Origin of the sequence: Planococcus glaciei, from assembly GCF_900099655.1 — a bacterium.
In the GTDB taxonomy this organism is placed as follows: Bacteria; Bacillota; Bacilli; order Bacillales_A; family Planococcaceae; genus Planococcus; species Planococcus glaciei.
In genome coordinates this window covers 50,625-69,583 of the sequence record NZ_FNDC01000014.1, presented here as the reverse complement: position 1 = coordinate 69,583, position 18,959 = coordinate 50,625, and the positions used below count along the sequence as shown (strand labels likewise).

The following is an 18,959-nucleotide window of genomic DNA, read 5'->3' as shown; positions in this document are numbered from 1 at the left end:
TGGATTTGATGGTTACCAAACAACAACAAATTGAAGAATTGAGAAAGAGCTGGGCAGAAGACAGCCGGTGGAACGGAATTGTTCGTCCGTATACAGCGGAAGATGTCGTCAAACTCCGTGGTTCGGTTCAAATTGAATACACGCTCGCTAAACGCGGAGCTGACCGTTTATTCCGCTCCATCCATGAAAGAGATTTCGTAAACGCATTAGGCGCACTGACCGGCAACCAGGCCGTACAACAAGTAAAAGCAGGCTTGCAGGCCATTTACTTGAGCGGCTGGCAAGTAGCAGCCGATGCCAACTCGGCAGGCCAAATGTATCCTGACCAAAGTTTATACCCCGTCGACTCGGTGCCGAACGTAGTGAAAAAGATCAACCAGGCATTGCAGCGTGCAGACCAGATCGATAACGTGGAAGGCAACGAAGGCTTTGACTGGTTCGCACCGATTGTCGCGGATGCAGAAGCTGGATTCGGTGGACCGCTCAACGTATTTGAATTGATGAAATCCATGATTGAAGCCGGTGCTGCCGGCGTCCACTTTGAAGACCAATTGGCTTCCGAGAAAAAATGCGGCCATTTAGGCGGCAAAGTATTGCAGCCTACTCAAAACGCAGTCCGGAATTTAATTTCCGCAAGGCTTGCATCCGACGTACTGGGCGTTCCGACAGTGCTGATTGCCCGCACCGATGCAGACGCAGCCGATTTGATCACAAGCGACATCGATCCGGTTGACCATCCGTTCATCACCGGCGAACGGACGCCTGAAGGTTTCTACCGTACAAATGCCGGCATTGACCAAGCGATTGCACGCGGGTTGGCATACGCTCCTTATGCAGATTTGGTCTGGTGTGAAACGTCCCATCCGAATCTGGAAGAAGCGCAGCAGTTTGCGGATGCCATCCATGAGAAATTCCCAGGCAAGCTTTTGGCATACAACTGTTCACCTTCTTTCAACTGGAAAGCAAAATTGGACGAAGAAACCATTGCAAAATACCAAATCGAGCTTGGCAAGATGGGGTACAAATTCCAATTCGTCACGCTTGCCGGATTCCATGCACTGAACCACAGCATGTTTGAACTGGCGCACGACTACAAAGACCATGGCATGGCGGCTTATTCGAAATTGCAGCAGGCTGAATTTGAAAGCGAGTCAAAAGGCTACACGGCAACGCGCCACCAGCGTGAAGTCGGTACCGGATATTTCGACGAAGTATCGCAGATCATCTCCGGCGGTACAAGCTCAACTACTGCGATGAAAGGCTCGACGGAAACGGCCCAATTCCAACCGGTGAAATGAAAGGATGATTTGATTGATCACAAAGTCGAATGTCTTAATTAAAAATGAAGTCACATCCCACATGGAAACGATTCTGACGCCGGAGGCAATGGCGTTTATCGAAAAGCTTCATGTCAATTTTGATAAGCAGCGGATTGCTTTATTGGAACAGCGCCAAGTGCGCCAAAAAGAAATCGACGGCGGAAATCCTTTGGATTTCCTGCCTGAAACAGAGCACATCCGGGAAAGCGACTGGACGATTGCCCCCCTGCCGGAGGATATGCAAGACCGGCGGGTGGAAATCACCGGCCCGACCAACCGGAAAATGCTGATCAACGCTTTGAATTCCGGCGCCAAAATGTTTATGGCGGATCTGGAAGATGCAACTGCTCCGAACTGGTTCAACGTCATTGACGGACAGATCAATTTGCGGGATGCTGTCAGACGCGAGATATCATTTGAAGCACCCGGCACCGGCAAGAAATACACCTTGAATGAGCAAACCGCCGTATTGATGGTCCGTCCCCGCGGCTGGCATCTGCTTGAGAAGAATATTGAAATTGACGGCAAGCCGGCTTCCGGCAGCCTGGTGGATTTTGGGCTTTACTTTTTCCACAATGCACAGGAATTGATTGACCGCGGTACCGGACCTTACTTCTATTTGCCGAAAATGGAGAGCCATTTGGAAGCGCGGCTCTGGAATGATGTCTTCGTTTTTGCTCAGAGCGAACTCGGAATCCCGCAAGGCACCATCCGCGCCACCGTACTGATCGAGACGATTCTTGCAGCATTTGAAATGGATGAAATTCTTTATGAACTGCGCGACCACTCGGCCGGCCTCAACTGCGGCCGCTGGGATTACATCTTCAGCGTCATCAAACGGATGCGGAACCGGCCGGAATACTTGTTCCCGGACCGCTCGCAAGTGACAATGACTGTTCCGTTTATGCGGGCATACACCCAGTTATGCATCCAGACTTGCCACAAACGGAACGCTCCGGCGCTCGGCGGCATGGCCGCGCAAATTCCGATCAAAGGAAATCCGGAAGCAAACGATGCTGCATTCCGGAAAGTAGCCGAAGACAAACGCCGCGAAGCGACAGACGGGCACGATGGCACATGGGTTGCCCACCCTGGAATGGTGGCAGTGGCGATGGAACAATTCGACGAATTGATGCCGACGCCGAACCAGATCCACCGGAAACGCGAAGACGTCAGCGTCACAGCCGAAGATTTGGTCGAAGTGCCAAAAGGCTCCATCACCGAGGAAGGGCTGCGCTCCAATATTTCCGTCGGCATCCAGTACATCGCTTCCTGGCTCTCCGGAAACGGAGCAGCACCGATCAACAACTTGATGGAAGACGCGGCAACAGCCGAAATCTCCCGCTCGCAAGTGTGGCAGTGGATCCGCCATCCGAAAGGAAAACTTGAAGACGGACGCGACATCACCGTTGCCTTATTCCACGAAATTCTTGAAGAAGAAGCCGAGAAGATTAAAGAAACTGTTGGAGACTCCATTTATCTTTCCGGACACTACGCGGAAGCCCGCGAGCTGTTTACAGACCTCACGTTGCAAAGTGATTTTGCGGAATTCTTGACCTTGCCAGGCTATGAAAAACTAAACTAACTTACTGGAGGAGATCACTATGAAAACGTTGAAAACTTTTGAGGCACGCTCAAAGAAAGAATGCCGGGAATGCGGATGCGAAATCAAGGAACAACGCGAATCCATCATCTACGAATGCGAACGCTGCATCGGACAAAAAGAGGAATAAGGAGTTTACCGGAAGAAGCCAAGCACATGCTGCTTGGCTTCTTTTTTATGGCGTTTTTCGGCGCAGGACAGTATTTGGTTGTGTGCGGACAGTATTCGGGCTCGCGCAGACAGTATTTGCCCCAAAAGAAAAAATTCACGGATCATAGCGCGGTTGCCTCCCTTAAAAACACCTATCCAACTAACCGGAAACCATCCTGTATCTCATTTTTAATTTTAAATACACCTTTAACCCCCTGCTCTACGGGACTATAATGGAGGCAACAAAGCAATCTCGGAGGCGAAGAAAATGGAACCTTACGTATTGCACTTCAATGAAACCAATCGGACCCATTTGCCGCTGGTGGGCGGAAAAGGGGCAAATCTCGGGGAACTGGCAGGAGCAGGATTTCCTGTTCCGCAGGGATTTTGCATTACCACTTCCGCTTATCGCATGCTGATTGGATCAAGCACCGAGATGGAAGAGCTGTTTACACGTCTAGAACAGCTCCCGCCGGAAGACTTGGAGCAGCTCCGCTTGTTAGCCGGCCAAATCCGGGACCATCTGACAGCTCTTCCGATGCCGAAAGATATCGAAATGGCTATCCTAGACGCCTGGCAAACGGCCGGGAAAAATCGTCCCTACGCGGTCCGCTCAAGTGCCACAGCCGAAGACTTGCCAGGCGCATCTTTTGCCGGCCAGCAGGAGACCTTTTTAAATATCGTCGGGGAAAAAGAGCTACTTTCTGCCGTTCAGCGCTGCTGGGCTTCCCTCTTTACGGACCGTGCGATTTCCTATCGGTTAAAAAACGGTTTTGGCCACCGCACGGTCTTTTTGGCTGTCGTTGTCCAGGAAATGGTGTTCCCGGAAGTCTCCGGAATCCTGTTTACTGCCGACCCGATCACCGGGCATCGCCATACGATTTCCATTGATGCCAGTTTCGGCTTAGGCGAAGCGTTAGTATCGGGCCTTGTTTCAGCCGACTTATACCAAGTCCGTGACAATCAAATCATCCGCAAACAAATTGCCAAAAAGGAATTGGCGATATATGCGCTTCCGGATGGCGGCACCATAACGAAAACCATTCCTGAGGCATTTCAGGAAATTCAGGCGCTGCCTAACCACAAAATTCTCAAACTGGCTGAAATCGGCCGGCAGATTGAGAATCATTACGAAGCTGAACAAGACATCGAGTGGGGACTGGTCAACGGTGAATTCATGATCTTGCAAAGCCGCCCCATCACCTCTCTTTATCCCTTGCCCGTTACCGATGATGAACAGTTTCATGTCTTTCTCAATTTCGGCTACATCCAAATGATGACCGATCCCATGCAGCCTCTCTCCCTCTCTCTTTTGAGCAATGTTACCGGTTTTATTAATAAAGGCACTGCAGCGCCGGAAAAGCGGGTGCTGCGTGAAGCCGGCGGACGGGCGTTCGCTGACTTCACCGGGGTGTTGTCCCTGCCGCCTCTCCGAAAGCGTTTTTTAAAATTGATGGGCGGCATGGATGAACTGTTGGCATCGGCTCTGGCAGAAGCCATCAACCGGCCCGAATTTCAGCAAGTCAATATACCAAAAAAAACGGTGGCCTTAAGAATCCGGCGAATTGCGCCGATGGCAATTCCCGTCGCTTTTAAAGTGGCGGCCAACTTCTGGTGGAAGGACCCATCCAAAGCAAACGGCAAAGCGACCGAATTTATCAATCAATACGTTCATTCTGTTGAACTGAAGTTGCAGCAAATTTCAGGTGCCGAGCGTATCCGTTTCATCCAGCAAGGTATGGAGCGAATGTTCCCGGAAGTATTGTCCAAAATCATTCCGTATGTAATTACGGGCATGCTTGCTTCAGGCGCACTCACCAAGAAGCTGAACCAGAAGTTTGGCGGCAAACAAAGCGCGGTGCTGCTCAGCAAACTGTATAAATCGCTTCCCGGCAATGTCACCACCGAAATGGGCTTGCAGCTTGGCGACTTGGCAGACTTTGCACGGGACAAGCCTGAACTGGCGACCTATTTAGAAACGGCCCGCCATGAAACGTTTTACAATGGACTCCAGGATGTTTCAGGCGGCTTTGAATTTCAACAGCGACTAAACCGTTTTCTTCTGCAGTACGGGGCGCGTTGCATCGGGGAAATTGACATTGCCAAGCCGCGCTGGCACGAAGATCCGGCGCAGCTCCTCCCTTCCATTTCCAGCAACCTCCGGACAATGCGGCACGGAGAGCACCGCCAAAGATTTAAACAAGGCAAGCAGGAAGCGGAAGCAGCAGAACAAGAAATTCTCCGGCATTTCAACGGAATTGAAAAACGCTGCATCCGCCGGCTCATTCAGCTGTACCGGAATTTGCTGGGCATGCGCGAACACCATAAATTTGCGCTCGTGAAAGGGATGTATTTATACAAACTCGCCATTTTGGAAGAAGCCCAAACCTTGGTTGATAAAGGCAAGCTTCTCACAGTCCAAGATGTGTTTTTCCTTTCTGCAGAAGAGCTGATTGCCTTGCTGGATGGACAGCTTTCTGGAGACATGCGAGAAGCAATCGAATCAAGAAAACAGCAGCATGAAGCAAACGCCAAATTAAAAACGCCGCGCGTCATGACAAGCGACGGAGAAATCATCGAAGGAACACCCCGAACCGGTTCAGGCCCGAAAGACGCCCTGATGGGAACTCCGGTTTCATCCGGTACGGTGACCGGCATTGCACGGGTGATTCTGCGTTCGGAAAATGCGCGGTTAAATGCCGGCGATATTTTGATTGCCCCCTATACCGATCCCGGTTGGACGCCGCTCTTCACTTCGGCAGCCGGACTGGTGACAGAAGTTGGCGGCATGATGACGCATGGTTCTGTAGTAGCCCGTGAATACGGAATTCCGGCAGTTGTCGGTGTGGCGGGCGCTACAGAATTGATACAGGACGGGGACCGGATCCGGGTTGACGGCACACGGGGCTTTGTGCAGATCTTAGAAAAAAATGAAAATCGGCCATTTTAAATTAATAGCCCACTCACACAAAAAACCAGTTGCTTGGCTGCAACTGGTTTTATCTATCGGTGAATCTTCAATCTTGTTTGGATGATTTGATCCGGTAGCGCGAATCTTCCTCCAGCTTATTGAAGATTTCTATATAGCGGGTTCCGGCATTTGCTTCTTCTGTCGGCGCTTCTTCATCCAACAGTTCTTTTAAAGGCTTTGTTTCCGGTTCGATGATTCGCGAGTCAAAATCTTCCATCAAGGCTTGAAGCGCATCATAGCTCTCCACTTCCTTGTCTTTTTTCACTTCCTGAAAAAGTTCTTCCGATTCTGCTTCTGTTAGTTCCACATAGCCGACCATAATTCGCTGTACTGCCATCCAAAAAACCTCCCAGTATCTGTTTTTCTTTCTATACCCTGCGCCCGAAGACGCATAAACATAAGGTTTCTGTTCAGGAACAGTGACTGCCACTAGAAGCTGCCTGCTCTTTCCGTTATGATTGGACTATCAGAAAAATCCTAAAACCGGAGTGATTTCTATGCGCGTCGCCATTTTTGACTTTGACGGAACTTTATATTCAAAAGAAACTTTTCAATTGATGATGGAGCATTTAAAAACCCATCCTGTGCACAGCAAACGGTACCGCCAGTTTTACCGGGCCATCATGCCCCCTTATATCGGTTCCAAGCTGAAGCTGGTCTCCGTGAAAAAAATGCGGGAACAGTCGGTCCAAGCTTACTTGGCCGCACTTGAAAGTTTCACAAAACCGGAATTGGAAACGTATTTCAGCGAAATTGCCGATAAAATGCATGGAGATTTCAATCCGACGGTTGTTGAACGCTTGAAACAGCATGTCCACGACAACGATTACGTCATGCTCGTGTCCGGTGCATTTACTCCGCTGCTTCATGCAGTGACAGAAAAACTGCCCATCGGGACCATCATCGGCACCGAAATTCCTTATGCCGGCAACATCCTTGACCTGAAAGCGAAAATTTCACATATCCAAGGGCCGCTTAAAATGGAAAAAATCAAGGAAGCCTTATCCGGCCAGGACATTGACTGGCCGAACAGCTATGCTTACGGCGACAGCCTTTCCGATTTGCCGGTTCTAGAACTGGTCGGCCATCCTGTAGCCGTCCAGCCGGAACCAAGCCTGCGGAATGTGGCGAAAGAACGGAACTGGGAAATCCTTTAAAAATTGTGTGCGCAAGGATATGCGTTTAAAATGTGTAGACAAAAAAGGGGCTGTCCAATAAGTCGAATAAGTCGAATAATAGACTTATTGGACAGCCCCCTGCTTCTAATAAAGCGTTGGGGAGTACTATTGCTCCTGTTTCTGCATCGCTGCGCTAGCTTCGAAACATGAAAGAGCGTTGCATCGCTGCGCTAGCTTCGTCGCAAAGGAGTTGTCCCAAATTACTTTTGGGACAACTCCTTTCTTATTGTTCGCCCAACACTTCGATGCAAATCCGGATACCCGCTGCCAAGTTCTGGTGAGACCAGCTCGGAATCCTTCCATGCTGAATCGCAAGTTCATGGGAGGCCGGGATATGTATAAAACCGGAAGGCAGATCTGGCTTGTGCTTGCTCGCATAATGAAGGCCTTCATACATAACGTTATTGCATAAATAAGCACCGGCTGTATTCGAGATTTCTGCCGGCAGCCCACTTTCGATCAACCGGTCCACCATTTTCCGGACAGGAAGTGTCGAAAGATAAGCCGGCTCCCCTGCTTCCCTGATGGGTTCATCCACCGGCTGATGGCCCTCGTTATCCACCAGTCCGTCTTTGAAATTGATGGCAATGCGTTCCGGCGTCATTTTATAGCGCCCAGCCGCCAGGCCTAAAGAGATCACCGCGTCCGGTGCCGTTTCTTCTATAAATCCAAGCAATTGATTTCCCGAAGCATGAAAATCCACTGGCATTACTTTGCCAATAATTTTGTAGCCGCCCACTTCTGCTCCGTTCAACTCTTCGACAATCTTCATTGTCGGATTGACCGTAAAATCAAGAAACGGCTCAAATCCGGTTAGCAATAATGTTTTCATTTCCGCATCCCTCCAATCTTCCCAATTATACAGGAAAATACAGAATAATTAAAATACATATTTATTCATTTTACTTTATAAAAAAACTTTCTTTTTATTTCGTTATTTGTTAAAATTCATTTAGTCGAATAAATATCCAATAGAGAATTTACTAGGAGGAACTATAAATGAAAAAGCAACATACCATGTTTGCAGTTTTTGCATCCGCAGCTTTGCTGCTTGGTGCGTGTGGCAGTGATACATCCGAGTCAGGAAATTCCGGCTCATCCGAAGAAGCAAAAGTATTGGATATGGGAACGTCTGCAGAATTCCCTCCATTTGAATCACGCAATACCGAAGGCGAAATCGTCGGTTTTGATATCGATTTAGCCAACCATATTGCAGACGAACTGGGCTATGAACTGAATATTACCGACATGAAATTTGATGGGCTGATCGGTGCTTTGCAGAATGACCGCGTGGATATGGTCATTGCCGGCATGTCCGCTACGGAAGAACGCAAAAAGAACGTCGACTTCTCAACTGAATATAACCATTCAGGCGAAATGTTCCTGACAGCTAAAGGTTCTGACATCAAAACGCTTGAAGATTTGGAAGGCAAAGTGGTCGGCGTCCAGCTTGGCACCATCCAGGAAGAAGGCGCCAATGCCATTCTGAAAGAAGGCGATATCAAATTCGAATTGAAAGCCTTGGATGATTCCGGTGCATTGATCCAGGAAATCCTATCGAACCGCATTGATGCTGCCTATATGGATAAACAAGTTGCCAAAGGCTATATCGAAGCCCAGGACTTAGACGCATTTGACGATCCAACAACAGCTTCACCCGGCATGGCAGTCGCGTTCCCGAAAGGCAGTGACCTTGTGGAAGACGTAAACGGCGTCATCGCTGAAATGGAAGAAAGCGGAGAAATGGATGAACTGAAAAAGAAATGGAAAATTGAAGAATAAAGAGACACTAATCCATCCCACTTTGACCGCGACCTCCTGTCTCCAGTAAAAGTGGGATCATCTTCTTAATCAGAAAAGAGTTGGATAAAATGAACTTGGACTTTTCACAAATCGTGCCTTATATTCCTTTCATGTTGGAAGGGATTTGGGTCACCTTAAAATTCGTATTTTTCGCAATCATCTTAGGTTCCATTCTCGGGACCGTCCTGGCATTGTTTAAAATCGGTTCCATCAAACCGCTGCGCTGGTTTGCGGATGCGTACACGTCAATCTTCCGGGGCACGCCGCTGATTTTACAATTGATGATCATCTATTATTCCATCCCACAGCTGACCGGATATGACATCTCGCCATTTTTATCCGCCATTCTTGCGTTTGGATTGAATTCCTCAGCATATATTTCTGAAATCATCCGTGCCGGCATACAGGCTGTCGACAAAGGGCAGATGGAAGCCGCTCAGGCACTTGGTGTTCCTTACCGCGCGATGATGACCGACATCATCCTGCCGCAGGCGCTGAAAAACATCCTGCCTGCTTTGATGAACGAATTTATTACCCTGACCAAGGAATCCGCCATCGTTTCAACCATCGGCTACCTGGATTTGATGCGCCGAGCGCAAGTGGTCGGTTCCGATTTGTTCCGCAATTTCGAACCGCTCCTATTTGTCGGATTGATCTACTGGTGCCTTGTCATGGGACTCACGGTCATTGGCAGAATGTTTGAACGGAGGCTGAAACAAAGTGATTAAAGTGGAACATCTTTATAAAAAATTCGGCACCAACGAAGTATTGAAAGACATCACCACTGAAATAAAAAAAGGCGAAGTGGTTTCCATTATCGGCCCTTCGGGATCCGGGAAGTCAACGTTTCTCCGCTGCTTGAATATGCTTGAAATTCCGACGTACGGAACCGTCGTAGTGAACGGGCAGGATTTGACCGGCCCCAAAAAGGACGTCCAAAAAATCCGCCAGCATATCGGCATGGTGTTCCAGCATTTTCACCTGTTTCCGCATTTGACGGTTCTCGAGAACCTGACTTATGCCCCGATGAAAGTAAAAGGCGAGAAAAAAGAAACCGCTCAGGAAAAAGCACGGCTTTTGCTGAAGCGCGTCGGCCTCGCTGAAAAAGAAAAAGCTTATCCAAGCAGTCTGTCCGGCGGCCAGAAGCAGCGGGTCGCGATTGCACGGGCGCTTGCCATGGAACCTGACTTGATGCTGTTTGACGAACCCACTTCCGCCCTGGATCCTGAAATGGTGAAAGAAGTGCTCGATGTCATGAAAGACCTGGCGAAATCCGGCATGACGATGGCCGTCGTCACCCACGAAATGGGCTTTGCGCGTGAAGTCGCAGACCGGGTGATTTTCCTTGACCACGGCGTCCTGGTCGAAGAAGGCCAGCCAGCAGCGTTTTTCAATAGCCCGCAAACCGAACGGGCACGCGATTTTCTAGAAAAAGTATTGTGAACGAGCGCCCTTGTGGCGCTTTTTTTATTTACGGGCAGCTTGGTTTGCGATTCGAGCAACTTCGATTGAGTTGCGAGCGGCTTTCTTCTTTTTACGAGCGGCTCCCCCATATTTATGGGCAACTCCCCCTTTTGTTCATCCGATGCTCATATCTCTTCCCTCATCCACGGTAAAGCGCGTGATATAATCAAAAGAGCTAAAACTATATGAGGTGAATTATTTGTTTAGAAAGATCGTTATTTTAATTGGCGTAGTATTTTTCATGGCGCTTATTTTATTTACCGGCATGATGTTTTTGAAAAACGAAACAGAAGTTTATTCTCAAGGCGGCATCGCTTTGGCAATTGAAAAGCCCACTTTCTTCACGTTATCGGATGCCAAAGAAACTGAAGAAGGCCCGGATGTAACACACACATATGAAATTACGCTTTTCGGTTTATCGCTCGGTTCTTATACTTTGGTAGAAAGAACACTTGAAAACGAAGTGAAAATCGTATTTGAAGAAGTAACGAATACCGGCTGGATGCCGTTTGCCGTTTCTCTGAATACGAAAAATCTGGAAGAGGCGAAAGTGAAGTCATGGAACCTCGAGCCGGTGCAGCAAGCCCAGGACGATACTTACGGGGCTGATCCTACGACCAATCCGTATGGAACTATAACCACGGGTGAAGACGAAATTTTGCAGGGCAATTTATACGTCTCCAGGCCGATTAAACTGGGCAACGGAGAAGCGGTCAATGAACTGCGCCATGAGATTCCCAGCCTGACTTTGGAAGAAGGACAACTGGCGAAGAGCTTCTGGCTGCCGCCTAAGCATGAGATGCAGACCTGGTTTATGCTGTCTCCAGAACCGTTCTTTGCTTCTGAAGCAGATGAGGACAAGTGGATTTCCCATGCACTGCAAAACCGCCGTGAGCAGCTGAACTGGCTGACGCCTAAAGGCCCGCTTGTCAAAATCCCATTGACAGAGGACCTTCGCACAGAAATGGCTTACGATGTCATCGACGAACGGACACAAGATGCCGTCTCGGCTGAATGGAATCAAACGGCCCCTTCCCTTTTCTTTGAATCAATGATATTGAATGCCAAAGCGACTGCAAAATAACAACGAATGCCCGCTATTTTTTAGCGGGCATTTTTTATAATTCATTCCTTTTGATATAAACAGAATAATCAGTATAATGAAGGTGTAGAGCAGTGTCCTCTCTTCAATTGCACATGTCCAACAAATCAAATAAGGAGGTTTTAATCATGGACCGCAGACGTGTGGACCCGCAGGAAGTTGAACGCCGGCAGTTTGACGACGATTTTTTTGCATCACTGGACATGATTGGCGAAGGATCACCCGTATTTTCGTTTTTGGAAGACGATGATATCCCCGAAGAAGTGAAAGACGAAGAGAAAAAAGCGCAAAATCTCCAGTAAACCATAGGGCTGACACTCCCTGTTTCCAGGGAGGCCGTTTGCTGAACAAAAATCCCCTTCAAGCAAAATCTTGAAGGGGATTTTTTCATTCCATCATTTCGGCAACAATCTCATAAGAGCGGAGCCGGTCTTCCTGGTGGAAAACCTGGGAGTTGATGATCACTTCGTTGGCACGGGTTTTATTGATAAAGGCACTCAATTTTTCGCGCACTACATCAGGCGTGCCGACAATCATCGATTCCGTATCCAGCTTTTCTTTGAAAATGGCGATTTCCCGGTCCGTCCAGGCTTCATCCAAATTGTCGATCGGCGGCGTGAACTCAGTTGGCATGCCCCGCATCAAGTTGAACATTTGCTGCTGGCCGGATGTCGCCAGCCATTCTGCGCGTTCCTGGGTATCCGCTGCAATGACATTCACTCCAACCATGGCATACGGCTCTTTCAGTGCGGCAGAAGGCTTGAAATTCTGGTGGTATAATTGCAGCGCCTGCATCGTAAAGTCCGGCGCGAAATGGCTCGCAAAGGAAAACGGCAACCCCTTGATGGCCGACAGCTGGGCACTAAAGCCGCTGGATCCCAAAAGCCAAAGCGGCACCCGAAGGCCTGTGCCCGGATACGAACGAACGCGGCCGACCGGTTTATTGGAAAAGTAATTCTCCAGCTCGGACACTTGCTGCGGAAAATCATCTCCGCTGCTTTGCAAGGTGCGGCGGAGCGCATAAGCGGTCGCCTGGTCGCTGCCGGGAGCACGTCCAAGCCCTAAGTCGATACGGCCTGGATAAATCGCTTCGAGCGTTCCGAACTGTTCCGCAATGACGAGCGGTGCATGGTTCGGCAGCATGATCCCGCCTGAGCCGACACGGATTCGTTCAGTCGCCCCTGCAATGTGGCCGATCAATACCGAAGTCGCGGAACTGCCGATTCCCGGCATATTGTGGTGTTCAGCAAGCCAGTAGCGGTTGAACCCCCACTTTTCAACCTGCTGGGCCAGCTCGACGCTGCGGCGGAACGTCTCTCCGGCGTTGCTGCCTTCGTTGATCGGTGCTAAATCCAAAACAGATAGAGGAATATCTTTAAACTTTTTTATGTGCATTGTTCTTCACTCCTTACCCTACATATTGTATCGATTTTGCCAAATCATTACATCTTTCCCGCTCATGCTTTCGGGCAAAGAAAAAAGCCGGCTCTTTTAAAAGAGTCAGCTTTAGCTTGTCCACCGGTTGGACGACAAGACTTGTTGCAGCGAAGAAAGAAAACGCATCGGCAGCTTCGCCTGCATCTGATGCAGGTGCTTGGCATGTTCCGGTTTGACGCCTGTAAAAATGCTGGCTGTCCCCATAATGGTCAACGATTGCAGCAAATCGGCCAACTGCTGAAGGCCGCCGTCTGTAATTTTTCCCATCGCAGTTAAATCAAAAATTACGGTTTCTGCCCGGGTTTCGTAAATGTTCGCCAACAGGCGCGGGGAGAATGCCTGTACCTGCTCTTCGGTCAAATCGCCGAACAGCGGCACCAGCAGACGGTTTGCATCTAATTGAATATACGGTGCAGACAATTCGCGCACCCTTTGAAGCAATTCGACCGTGCGTTCTTTTTCCTGGAACAAATCATAATCCGTCTCCCGGAGCCTTTCGCGCAGTTTGGCCAGTTGGTTTGCCACACGCTCCAATTGATTGTCCTTAGGCACAACAACGAGCGAAAGGCTTCCTGAATCACTCCGTTTCCCGTAAACATCGGCCAAAAACAACTCGCCTTTTCGGGAAATAAAGTTAAGCTCAAATTTTGGTTGAAGAACTTCGGAACTTAAGAGGGTTTTTGCTTTTTTCAGGCTTTCTTCATCGACAATATCGGTGAAAATCCGGCAGTCGCCAAATAGCTCAATCGCTTCTGCTGAGCCTTCGATGATGACCAGCTGGCGATCCAGTGTATATGCCGGGAGCGGCAATCCATTAAATTGAGATGTCGTAGTCATTGCGCGGCTTCTCTCCCGTCTTCAGCCAGAGTTCCAACTGGCTTAAATCTTGTATAACCATCGCACCTGTGCTTCTCAAAGAGTTCACATTGGAAACATTGACCGCCCGTCCGCCAATCAAAACAGCAGGTTTTGACGGCAATGCCAAAAACGCTTGTGCATAAGTTTTTAAAACAGGCAGCCTGTAAACAAGTGCCGCCGATAAAGCGACGACATCGGGCTGCCATTTTTCCGCAGCTTCCAAAGCATGCGGCAACGGAAGGTTCGGGCCCATGTATTTCACCGACCAGCCATGGTCGCGAAAAAGGCTGGAGACCATTTTCAGGCCGATGTAATGGTCTTCCCCTTCGGGACCAAGAACCATCACTTTTCTTTCCAGGCCTTTTTCTGCCATTTCACGATTATCCACGGCGGATACAACAAAATCACATATGGCTGTCGCTAAATGCTCATCCGCTACTGTTATTTCATTGTTTTCCCATAAGGAGCCAATATGATACATTGCCGGTGTCAGCAAATGGTCGAATAATTCTTTGCGGCTGTGCTGATCGAGGAAGAAACGGATGTGGCGCAACGCTTTCATATCCTCGCCTTCCAAAAACAAATCCGCTAATTGAATGGGTTGAATCATCGGATCAACCTCCTTTTGCTACGGTTTAGTAAGTAAGGCATTCGCTTCATTCAGGCAGGCGAGCATAAAGCACTCTTCCTGCTTTCCCGTTTTCCCCGGTAGAATGTCGATAAGCCTTTCAAAATTATCGATAATAAGTGCAGTTTCCACATTGCGGCTGTTCAGCACCGTCTCGAGCCAGCGGCTATAATCAAGGAAAACTTGCATGTCTTCTAATTCATAAGCTGTTTCCAAATGGTCCAGATGGTGATGGTTGTCTTTTTCTGTATGCTGAAATCCCCGCTCGCCGAATCGCTCCCACAAATTGGGGTAAGCTTCATAAATGCTCTTGGCCGTTTCCAGTGCAATTTGGTCTTTAATGGCTTTGTTCATTCGGCCACCACTTCATACTGGCGGACTTTCGGAGCAATTCCTGCCAGGTCCTTGTCAGGGTAGTTCTTTTCGAGTTCATGAATTTCTTTAAACTCGCTGCTGCGAACCCATTTTAAATAAGACTCTTTTGACTGCCATTCCATGTGCACGGTCAATTCATTTAATTTTTTGGTGTTCTGGATCAAGCGAAACTGCTGAAAGCCTTCTGCCTGGTCTACCCGGCGGGAACGATTTTGATATATTTCAATCAGATCCTGTGTTTTTTCCATCGGTACTTCTACAGTTGAAGTCACAATATACATCCATATTCCCCTTTTATAAAAAATAGTTAATGCTAATTATAACCTTTCGCTATTCGAATTAAAAGAAATGCCCTTTCGCTTCTTTCATACTTCAAGCGGCTGTATTTAGACTATTTCAATTTTTCCCTTGCACTTCTATCTAAAATGCTCTAGACTTACAATTATCGAATTAGACATAACTTCATAATTTATTTCTTATCAAGAGAGACGGAGGGATTTGGCCCTGCGATGTCTCAGCAACCAGCCTAACGGCAACGGTGCTAATTCCAATAGGCAGCAGCCTAGCAGATGAGAAGATGATATTCCCAAAACAGGGGCTTTCTTCTTTTCTGAAGAAAGCCCCTGTTTTTTTATATGAAAGGATGATAAACATGACAACTCAAAAATTGGAAACGCAATTTATTCATGCCACCGGCGTAGACCGTGAAACCGGGGCAGTCAACGTTCCCCTCTATTTATCTTCGACTTATCATCAGGAAAGCTTTGATGAATTCGGCCCTTTCGACTATAGCCGCTCCGGAAATCCGACGCGTTTAAAACTGGAAGAAACCATTGCCAAACTGGAAAATGGCACACGCGGATTCGCCTTTTCTTCCGGCATGGCCGCAATTTCATCGGCTTTTATGCTGCTGTCAACAGGTGACCACGTGCTCGTCTCTAAAGACGTCTACGGCGGGACTTACCGGTTCGTTACAGAAGTTTTGAACAAATTCCAGATTGATTATACATTCGTCAATATGACGGACTTGAGCGAAATGGCGGAAGCGATTCGCCCGAACACTAAAGTCATTTACCTTGAGACACCTTCCAATCCGGTGATGAACATCACCGATATTGAAATCGCTGCTAAACTGGCAAAAGCGAATGACTGCCTGACATTTGTCGACAATACTTTTATGACGCCGCTTTTCCAAAATCCGCTGGACCTTGGAGCGGACCTGGTCCTACACAGTGCGACGAAGTTTCTGTCCGGACATAGCGACATCATTGCCGGCCTTGCCGTAACCAAAGATGCAGAGCTCGGCACCCGCCTTGGTTTTATCCAAAATACCTTCGGTTCTGTTTTAGGCGCCCAGGATGCTTATACGCTAATCCAAGGCATCAAGACACTTGGGGCACGTCTTAAGCAATCTTCCGCTTCGGCGCGCATTATTGCCGATTACTTGCATAGCCACCCGGCCATTGAAGAAGTTTATTATCCGGGATTCCGCTTCCATCCGGGATACCCGATCCATGAACGCCAAGCAACAGGTGCCGGAGCTGTCTTGTCTTTCCGGCTAGCTGACAAGGAGGCGGCCCGAACATTTGTGGAAAGTTTGCAGATTCCGATATTTGCCGTCAGTTTAGGGGCAGTCGAATCGATCTTGTCGTATCCTGCAACCATGTCCCATTCTTCTATGCCAAAAGAAGAACGCGACAAACGCGGCATAACCGATGGCCTGCTGCGCTTGTCTGTCGGGTTGGAACACACCGACGATTTATTGGAAGACTTGGAACAGGCATTGCAAAAAGTTCGGCAGCAAACCGGAAACGCACCATCGCTTCTATAGGCCTGCAAAGCTTCTTTGACTCTTCAAAATCGATGTTAAAAAGCGGCCAATCCAAAAGGATAGGCCGCTTTTCTTCTATTATATATGTTCTTTGCCGAAAACAGCAGGAACGCCATCCAGTGTGTTTTGCGGCAAATATGCGTAATTGGCAACGCCCGTCTCGATTGCGGCCTTCGCAACAGCCGCAGCTACAGCCGGTGCTACACGCAGGTCGAAAGGAGCCGGTATCACATAATCGTCATGAAGTTCATGCTCCTCGATCAGGCCGGCGATGGCTTCCACGGCCGCAATTTTCATCGCATCATTGATTTGGCTTGCTTGAACATCCAAAGCCCCTCTGAAGATTCCGGGAAAGGCCAGCACATTATTGACCTGGTTCGGAAAATCGGAACGCCCGGTCCCGACAATGCGCGCGCCCGCTTCTTTCGCCAAATGCGGCAGGATTTCAGGATTTGGATTGGCCATTGCAAAAATGACTGGATCTTTTGCCATTGTCCGGATCATCTCCTGCGTCAGCGCCCCTTCCGCTGAAACGCCGATAAAGACATCTGCACCATGGATAACGTCGCCCAGCAAGCCTTCCAAACGGTCCGGGTTGGTGTTTTCCGCCACTTTTTCCTTGTATGGATTCATGCCGTATGTCCGGCCTTCAAAAATAGCGCCTTTTGTATCGCACATCACGAGCTGGCTGCAGCCAAACTTCCTTAAAAGCTTCACGACGGCTATACCGGCTGCACCTGCGCCGTTAACCACGATTTTTGTATCAGCAATCTCTTTTCCGACCAATTTCAAGGCATTGGCCAAACCAGCCAATGTCACAATTGCCGTCCCATGCTGGTCATCATGGAAAACCGGAATGCCCATTTCCTCTTTCAAACGGTCTTCTACAACAAAGCAAGTCGGCGCCGAAATATCCTCCAAGTTGACGCCGCCAAAGCCAGGTTCAAGCAATTTGACCGTTTGAATGATGGTTTCAGCATCCGTCGTGTTCAAACAAATCGGAAACGCGTCGACACCCGCAAATTCTTTGAACAATAATGCTTTCCCTTCCATTACAGGCAATGCCGCTTCAGGGCCGATATTGCCCAGCCCAAGAACCGCAGTACCATCCGTGATGACCGCCACTGTATTGCCTTTCATCGTATAGTCATATACTTTGCCGCGGTCTTCAGCTATTTCCCTGCATGGTTCCGCCACTCCAGGAGAATAGGCAAGGCTTAAATCCCGTTCGTTTTTCACCGCCACTTTGGACCGGACTTCCAACTTCCCTTGATGTTTCCGATGCAACTGCAAAGAATCGTTCTTCAGGTTCGACATTGCCTCATCTCCCTTTGTCATAATGGTTTATTATAAAGACTATTCTGAAAAATAAAACCCCTTTTCGTCGTTTGCTCCGACAATTCAGCCTTTTGGCCGAGAAGACAAAAAAGGAAGCGCTTTCCTAGCCGCTTCCTTCCTACTGCGATTACTGGGCCGTATAGCCCCCATCTAAAATGATCGCTTGTCCTGTCATTCCGCGGGCAGAATCGCTGGCAATATAAAGTGCCAAATCCGTGATTTCATTGACGTCCAGCAAACGCTTTTGCGGTACGAGCGGATACAGCACTTCCTCCAAAACCTGTTCCAACTCAATCTTGCGTGTTTTTGCCAAATCCGCGAATTGATTGCGCACCAGCTGAGTATCGACGTATCCCGGGCAGATGGCGTTTACCGTAATGCCTTGTGCTGCCGTTTCAAGCGCCGCCACTTTTGTTAATCCAATGACGCCGTGCTTGGCAGAATTATAAGCCGCTTTTCCGGCAAACCCGATTACGCCATTGATCGATGCCATATTGATGATGCGGCCAAACCCTTGTTTTCGCATATGCGGCAATGCATGCTTCGTTGCGATAAACGGCGCCGTCAGCATGATTTTAACCAGCAGTTCAAATTTCTCTGTCGGAAAATCTTCAAGGAGCGAGACATGCTGCATGCCGGCATTGTTCACGAGGTAGTCAAGGCTTCCATAGGTTTCAACTGTGAAATCAATTGCACGTTTAATCTCTTCTTCTTTTGTCACGTCGCAGACGATGCCCACCGCTTCCCCAGGCAATTGCTTGGCGGCTGCATCCACTGCTTCTTGCGCCAAATCCGAAACGACGACTTTAGCACCTGCCTTCGAAAAGGCTTTGGCAATATCAAAGCCGATGCCGCGTGCGGCTCCCGTGATGAATAACACTTTCCCTTCCATTCAATTTCCT

At 48.6% G+C, this 18,959-nt stretch carries 20 protein-coding genes and 1 riboswitch; of the genes, 11 read left to right on the top strand and 9 right to left on the bottom strand.

From position 1 onward, the window contains the following. Positions 1 to 8: 8 nt before the first annotated feature. The 4 genes from aceA to BLQ32_RS15750 all read left to right on the top strand — a co-directional run bounded on the left by aceA (position 9) and on the right by BLQ32_RS15750 (position 6,022). Positions 9 to 1,298, top strand: a complete 1,290-nt coding sequence (aceA, locus tag BLQ32_RS15760; protein ID WP_074511058.1) for an isocitrate lyase — start codon at positions 9 to 11, stop codon at positions 1,296 to 1,298. Between the two features lie 61 nt (positions 1,299 to 1,359). Beyond that, the gene (gene aceB / locus BLQ32_RS15755; RefSeq protein WP_244890379.1) at positions 1,360 to 2,904 is read left to right on the top strand and encodes a malate synthase A; all 1,545 of its coding nucleotides are present in this window, start codon (positions 1,360 to 1,362) and stop codon (positions 2,902 to 2,904) included. Between the two features lie 19 nt (positions 2,905 to 2,923). After that, positions 2,924 to 3,052 carry a protein YhfH gene (locus BLQ32_RS19960; RefSeq protein ID WP_217629840.1) on the top strand — a complete coding sequence of 43 codons (129 nt, stop codon included), beginning with the start codon at positions 2,924 to 2,926 and terminating at the stop codon, positions 3,050 to 3,052. Positions 3,053 to 3,340: 288 nt separating this feature from the next. Next, positions 3,341 to 6,022 carry a phosphoenolpyruvate synthase gene (locus BLQ32_RS15750; protein WP_074511056.1) on the top strand — a complete coding sequence of 894 codons (2,682 nt, stop codon included), beginning with the start codon at positions 3,341 to 3,343 and terminating at the stop codon, positions 6,020 to 6,022. Between the two features lie 67 nt (positions 6,023 to 6,089). On the opposite strand, the gene BLQ32_RS15745 is transcribed toward BLQ32_RS15750, so the two are convergent. Next, on the bottom strand, positions 6,090 to 6,380 hold the full coding sequence (locus BLQ32_RS15745) for a hypothetical protein (protein ID WP_074511055.1): 291 nt from the start codon (positions 6,378 to 6,380) through the stop codon (positions 6,090 to 6,092). Positions 6,381 to 6,540: 160 nt separating this feature from the next. Between BLQ32_RS15745 and BLQ32_RS15740 the strand changes: the two genes are divergently transcribed. After that, positions 6,541 to 7,200 (top strand): HAD family hydrolase, encoded by a 660-nt coding sequence (locus BLQ32_RS15740; RefSeq protein WP_074511054.1) that lies wholly within the window; start codon positions 6,541 to 6,543, stop codon positions 7,198 to 7,200. Positions 7,201 to 7,444: 244 nt separating this feature from the next. On the opposite strand, the gene pcp is transcribed toward BLQ32_RS15740, so the two are convergent. Then, on the bottom strand, positions 7,445 to 8,053 hold the full coding sequence (gene pcp, locus BLQ32_RS15735) for a pyroglutamyl-peptidase I (RefSeq protein ID WP_074511053.1): 609 nt from the start codon (positions 8,051 to 8,053) through the stop codon (positions 7,445 to 7,447). 167 nt (positions 8,054 to 8,220) lie between these two features. On the opposite strand from pcp, the gene BLQ32_RS15730 reads away from it, so the two are divergent. From BLQ32_RS15730 to BLQ32_RS19885, 5 genes are all read left to right on the top strand, one after another. Further along, a complete protein-coding gene (locus BLQ32_RS15730; RefSeq protein WP_036810572.1) occupies positions 8,221 to 9,003 on the top strand; it encodes an ABC transporter substrate-binding protein in 783 nt (260 codons plus the stop codon). A gap of 89 nt (positions 9,004 to 9,092) precedes the next feature. Beyond that, entirely contained in the window at positions 9,093 to 9,752 is a 660-nt protein-coding gene (locus BLQ32_RS15725) for an amino acid ABC transporter permease (protein ID WP_074511052.1), read from the top strand. Further along, entirely contained in the window at positions 9,745 to 10,467 is a 723-nt protein-coding gene (locus tag BLQ32_RS15720) for an amino acid ABC transporter ATP-binding protein (RefSeq protein ID WP_074511051.1), read from the top strand. Before BLQ32_RS15725 ends, BLQ32_RS15720 begins: the two co-directional genes overlap by 8 nt. A 220-nt stretch (positions 10,468 to 10,687) precedes the next feature. After that, entirely contained in the window at positions 10,688 to 11,572 is an 885-nt protein-coding gene (locus BLQ32_RS15715; RefSeq protein WP_074511050.1) for a hypothetical protein, read from the top strand. 146 nt (positions 11,573 to 11,718) lie between these two features. Then, positions 11,719 to 11,892, top strand: coding sequence for a hypothetical protein (locus BLQ32_RS19885; RefSeq protein ID WP_157833109.1), 174 nt, complete (start codon positions 11,719 to 11,721; stop codon positions 11,890 to 11,892). 85 nt (positions 11,893 to 11,977) lie between these two features. Here BLQ32_RS19885 and BLQ32_RS15710 read toward each other — a convergent pair whose 3' ends face one another. The 5 genes from BLQ32_RS15710 to BLQ32_RS15690 form a co-directional block, all read right to left on the bottom strand. Next, positions 11,978 to 12,985, bottom strand: coding sequence for an LLM class flavin-dependent oxidoreductase (locus BLQ32_RS15710; protein ID WP_074511049.1), 1,008 nt, complete (start codon positions 12,983 to 12,985; stop codon positions 11,978 to 11,980). 111 nt (positions 12,986 to 13,096) lie between these two features. Further along, positions 13,097 to 13,864 (bottom strand): STAS domain-containing protein, encoded by a 768-nt coding sequence (locus BLQ32_RS15705; RefSeq protein WP_036810557.1) that lies wholly within the window; start codon positions 13,862 to 13,864, stop codon positions 13,097 to 13,099. Then, entirely contained in the window at positions 13,842 to 14,495 is a 654-nt protein-coding gene (locus BLQ32_RS15700; protein WP_074511048.1) for a cobalamin B12-binding domain-containing protein, read from the bottom strand. Before BLQ32_RS15700 ends, BLQ32_RS15705 begins: the two co-directional genes overlap by 23 nt. Before the next feature lie 18 nt (positions 14,496 to 14,513). Beyond that, complete coding sequence (locus tag BLQ32_RS15695; RefSeq protein ID WP_036810551.1) at positions 14,514 to 14,867, bottom strand: hypothetical protein; 354 nt, start codon at positions 14,865 to 14,867, stop codon at positions 14,514 to 14,516. After that, positions 14,864 to 15,169: an antibiotic biosynthesis monooxygenase family protein gene (locus BLQ32_RS15690; protein WP_036810547.1), complete on the bottom strand. Its 306-nt coding sequence runs from the start codon at positions 15,167 to 15,169 to the stop codon at positions 14,864 to 14,866. Before BLQ32_RS15690 ends, BLQ32_RS15695 begins: the two co-directional genes overlap by 4 nt. 192 nt (positions 15,170 to 15,361) lie before the next feature. Beyond that, positions 15,362 to 15,464: riboswitch (SAM riboswitch) on the top strand. 76 nt (positions 15,465 to 15,540) lie between these two features. On the opposite strand from BLQ32_RS15690, the gene metC reads away from it, so the two are divergent. Next, positions 15,541 to 16,719 carry a cystathionine beta-lyase gene (gene metC, locus BLQ32_RS15685; RefSeq protein WP_074511047.1) on the top strand — a complete coding sequence of 393 codons (1,179 nt, stop codon included), beginning with the start codon at positions 15,541 to 15,543 and terminating at the stop codon, positions 16,717 to 16,719. A 78-nt stretch (positions 16,720 to 16,797) separates the two neighbouring features. Here the strand turns inward: metC and ystJ are convergent, their stop codons facing one another. Together ystJ and BLQ32_RS15675 are read right to left on the bottom strand one after the other, a co-directional pair. After that, positions 16,798 to 18,036 carry an NADP-dependent malic enzyme gene (ystJ, locus tag BLQ32_RS15680; RefSeq protein ID WP_083335366.1) on the bottom strand — a complete coding sequence of 413 codons (1,239 nt, stop codon included), beginning with the start codon at positions 18,034 to 18,036 and terminating at the stop codon, positions 16,798 to 16,800. Between the two features lie 148 nt (positions 18,037 to 18,184). Continuing rightward, on the bottom strand, positions 18,185 to 18,949 hold the full coding sequence (locus BLQ32_RS15675; RefSeq protein ID WP_074511046.1) for a 3-hydroxybutyrate dehydrogenase: 765 nt from the start codon (positions 18,947 to 18,949) through the stop codon (positions 18,185 to 18,187). Between the last annotated feature and the right edge of the window lie 10 nt (positions 18,950 to 18,959).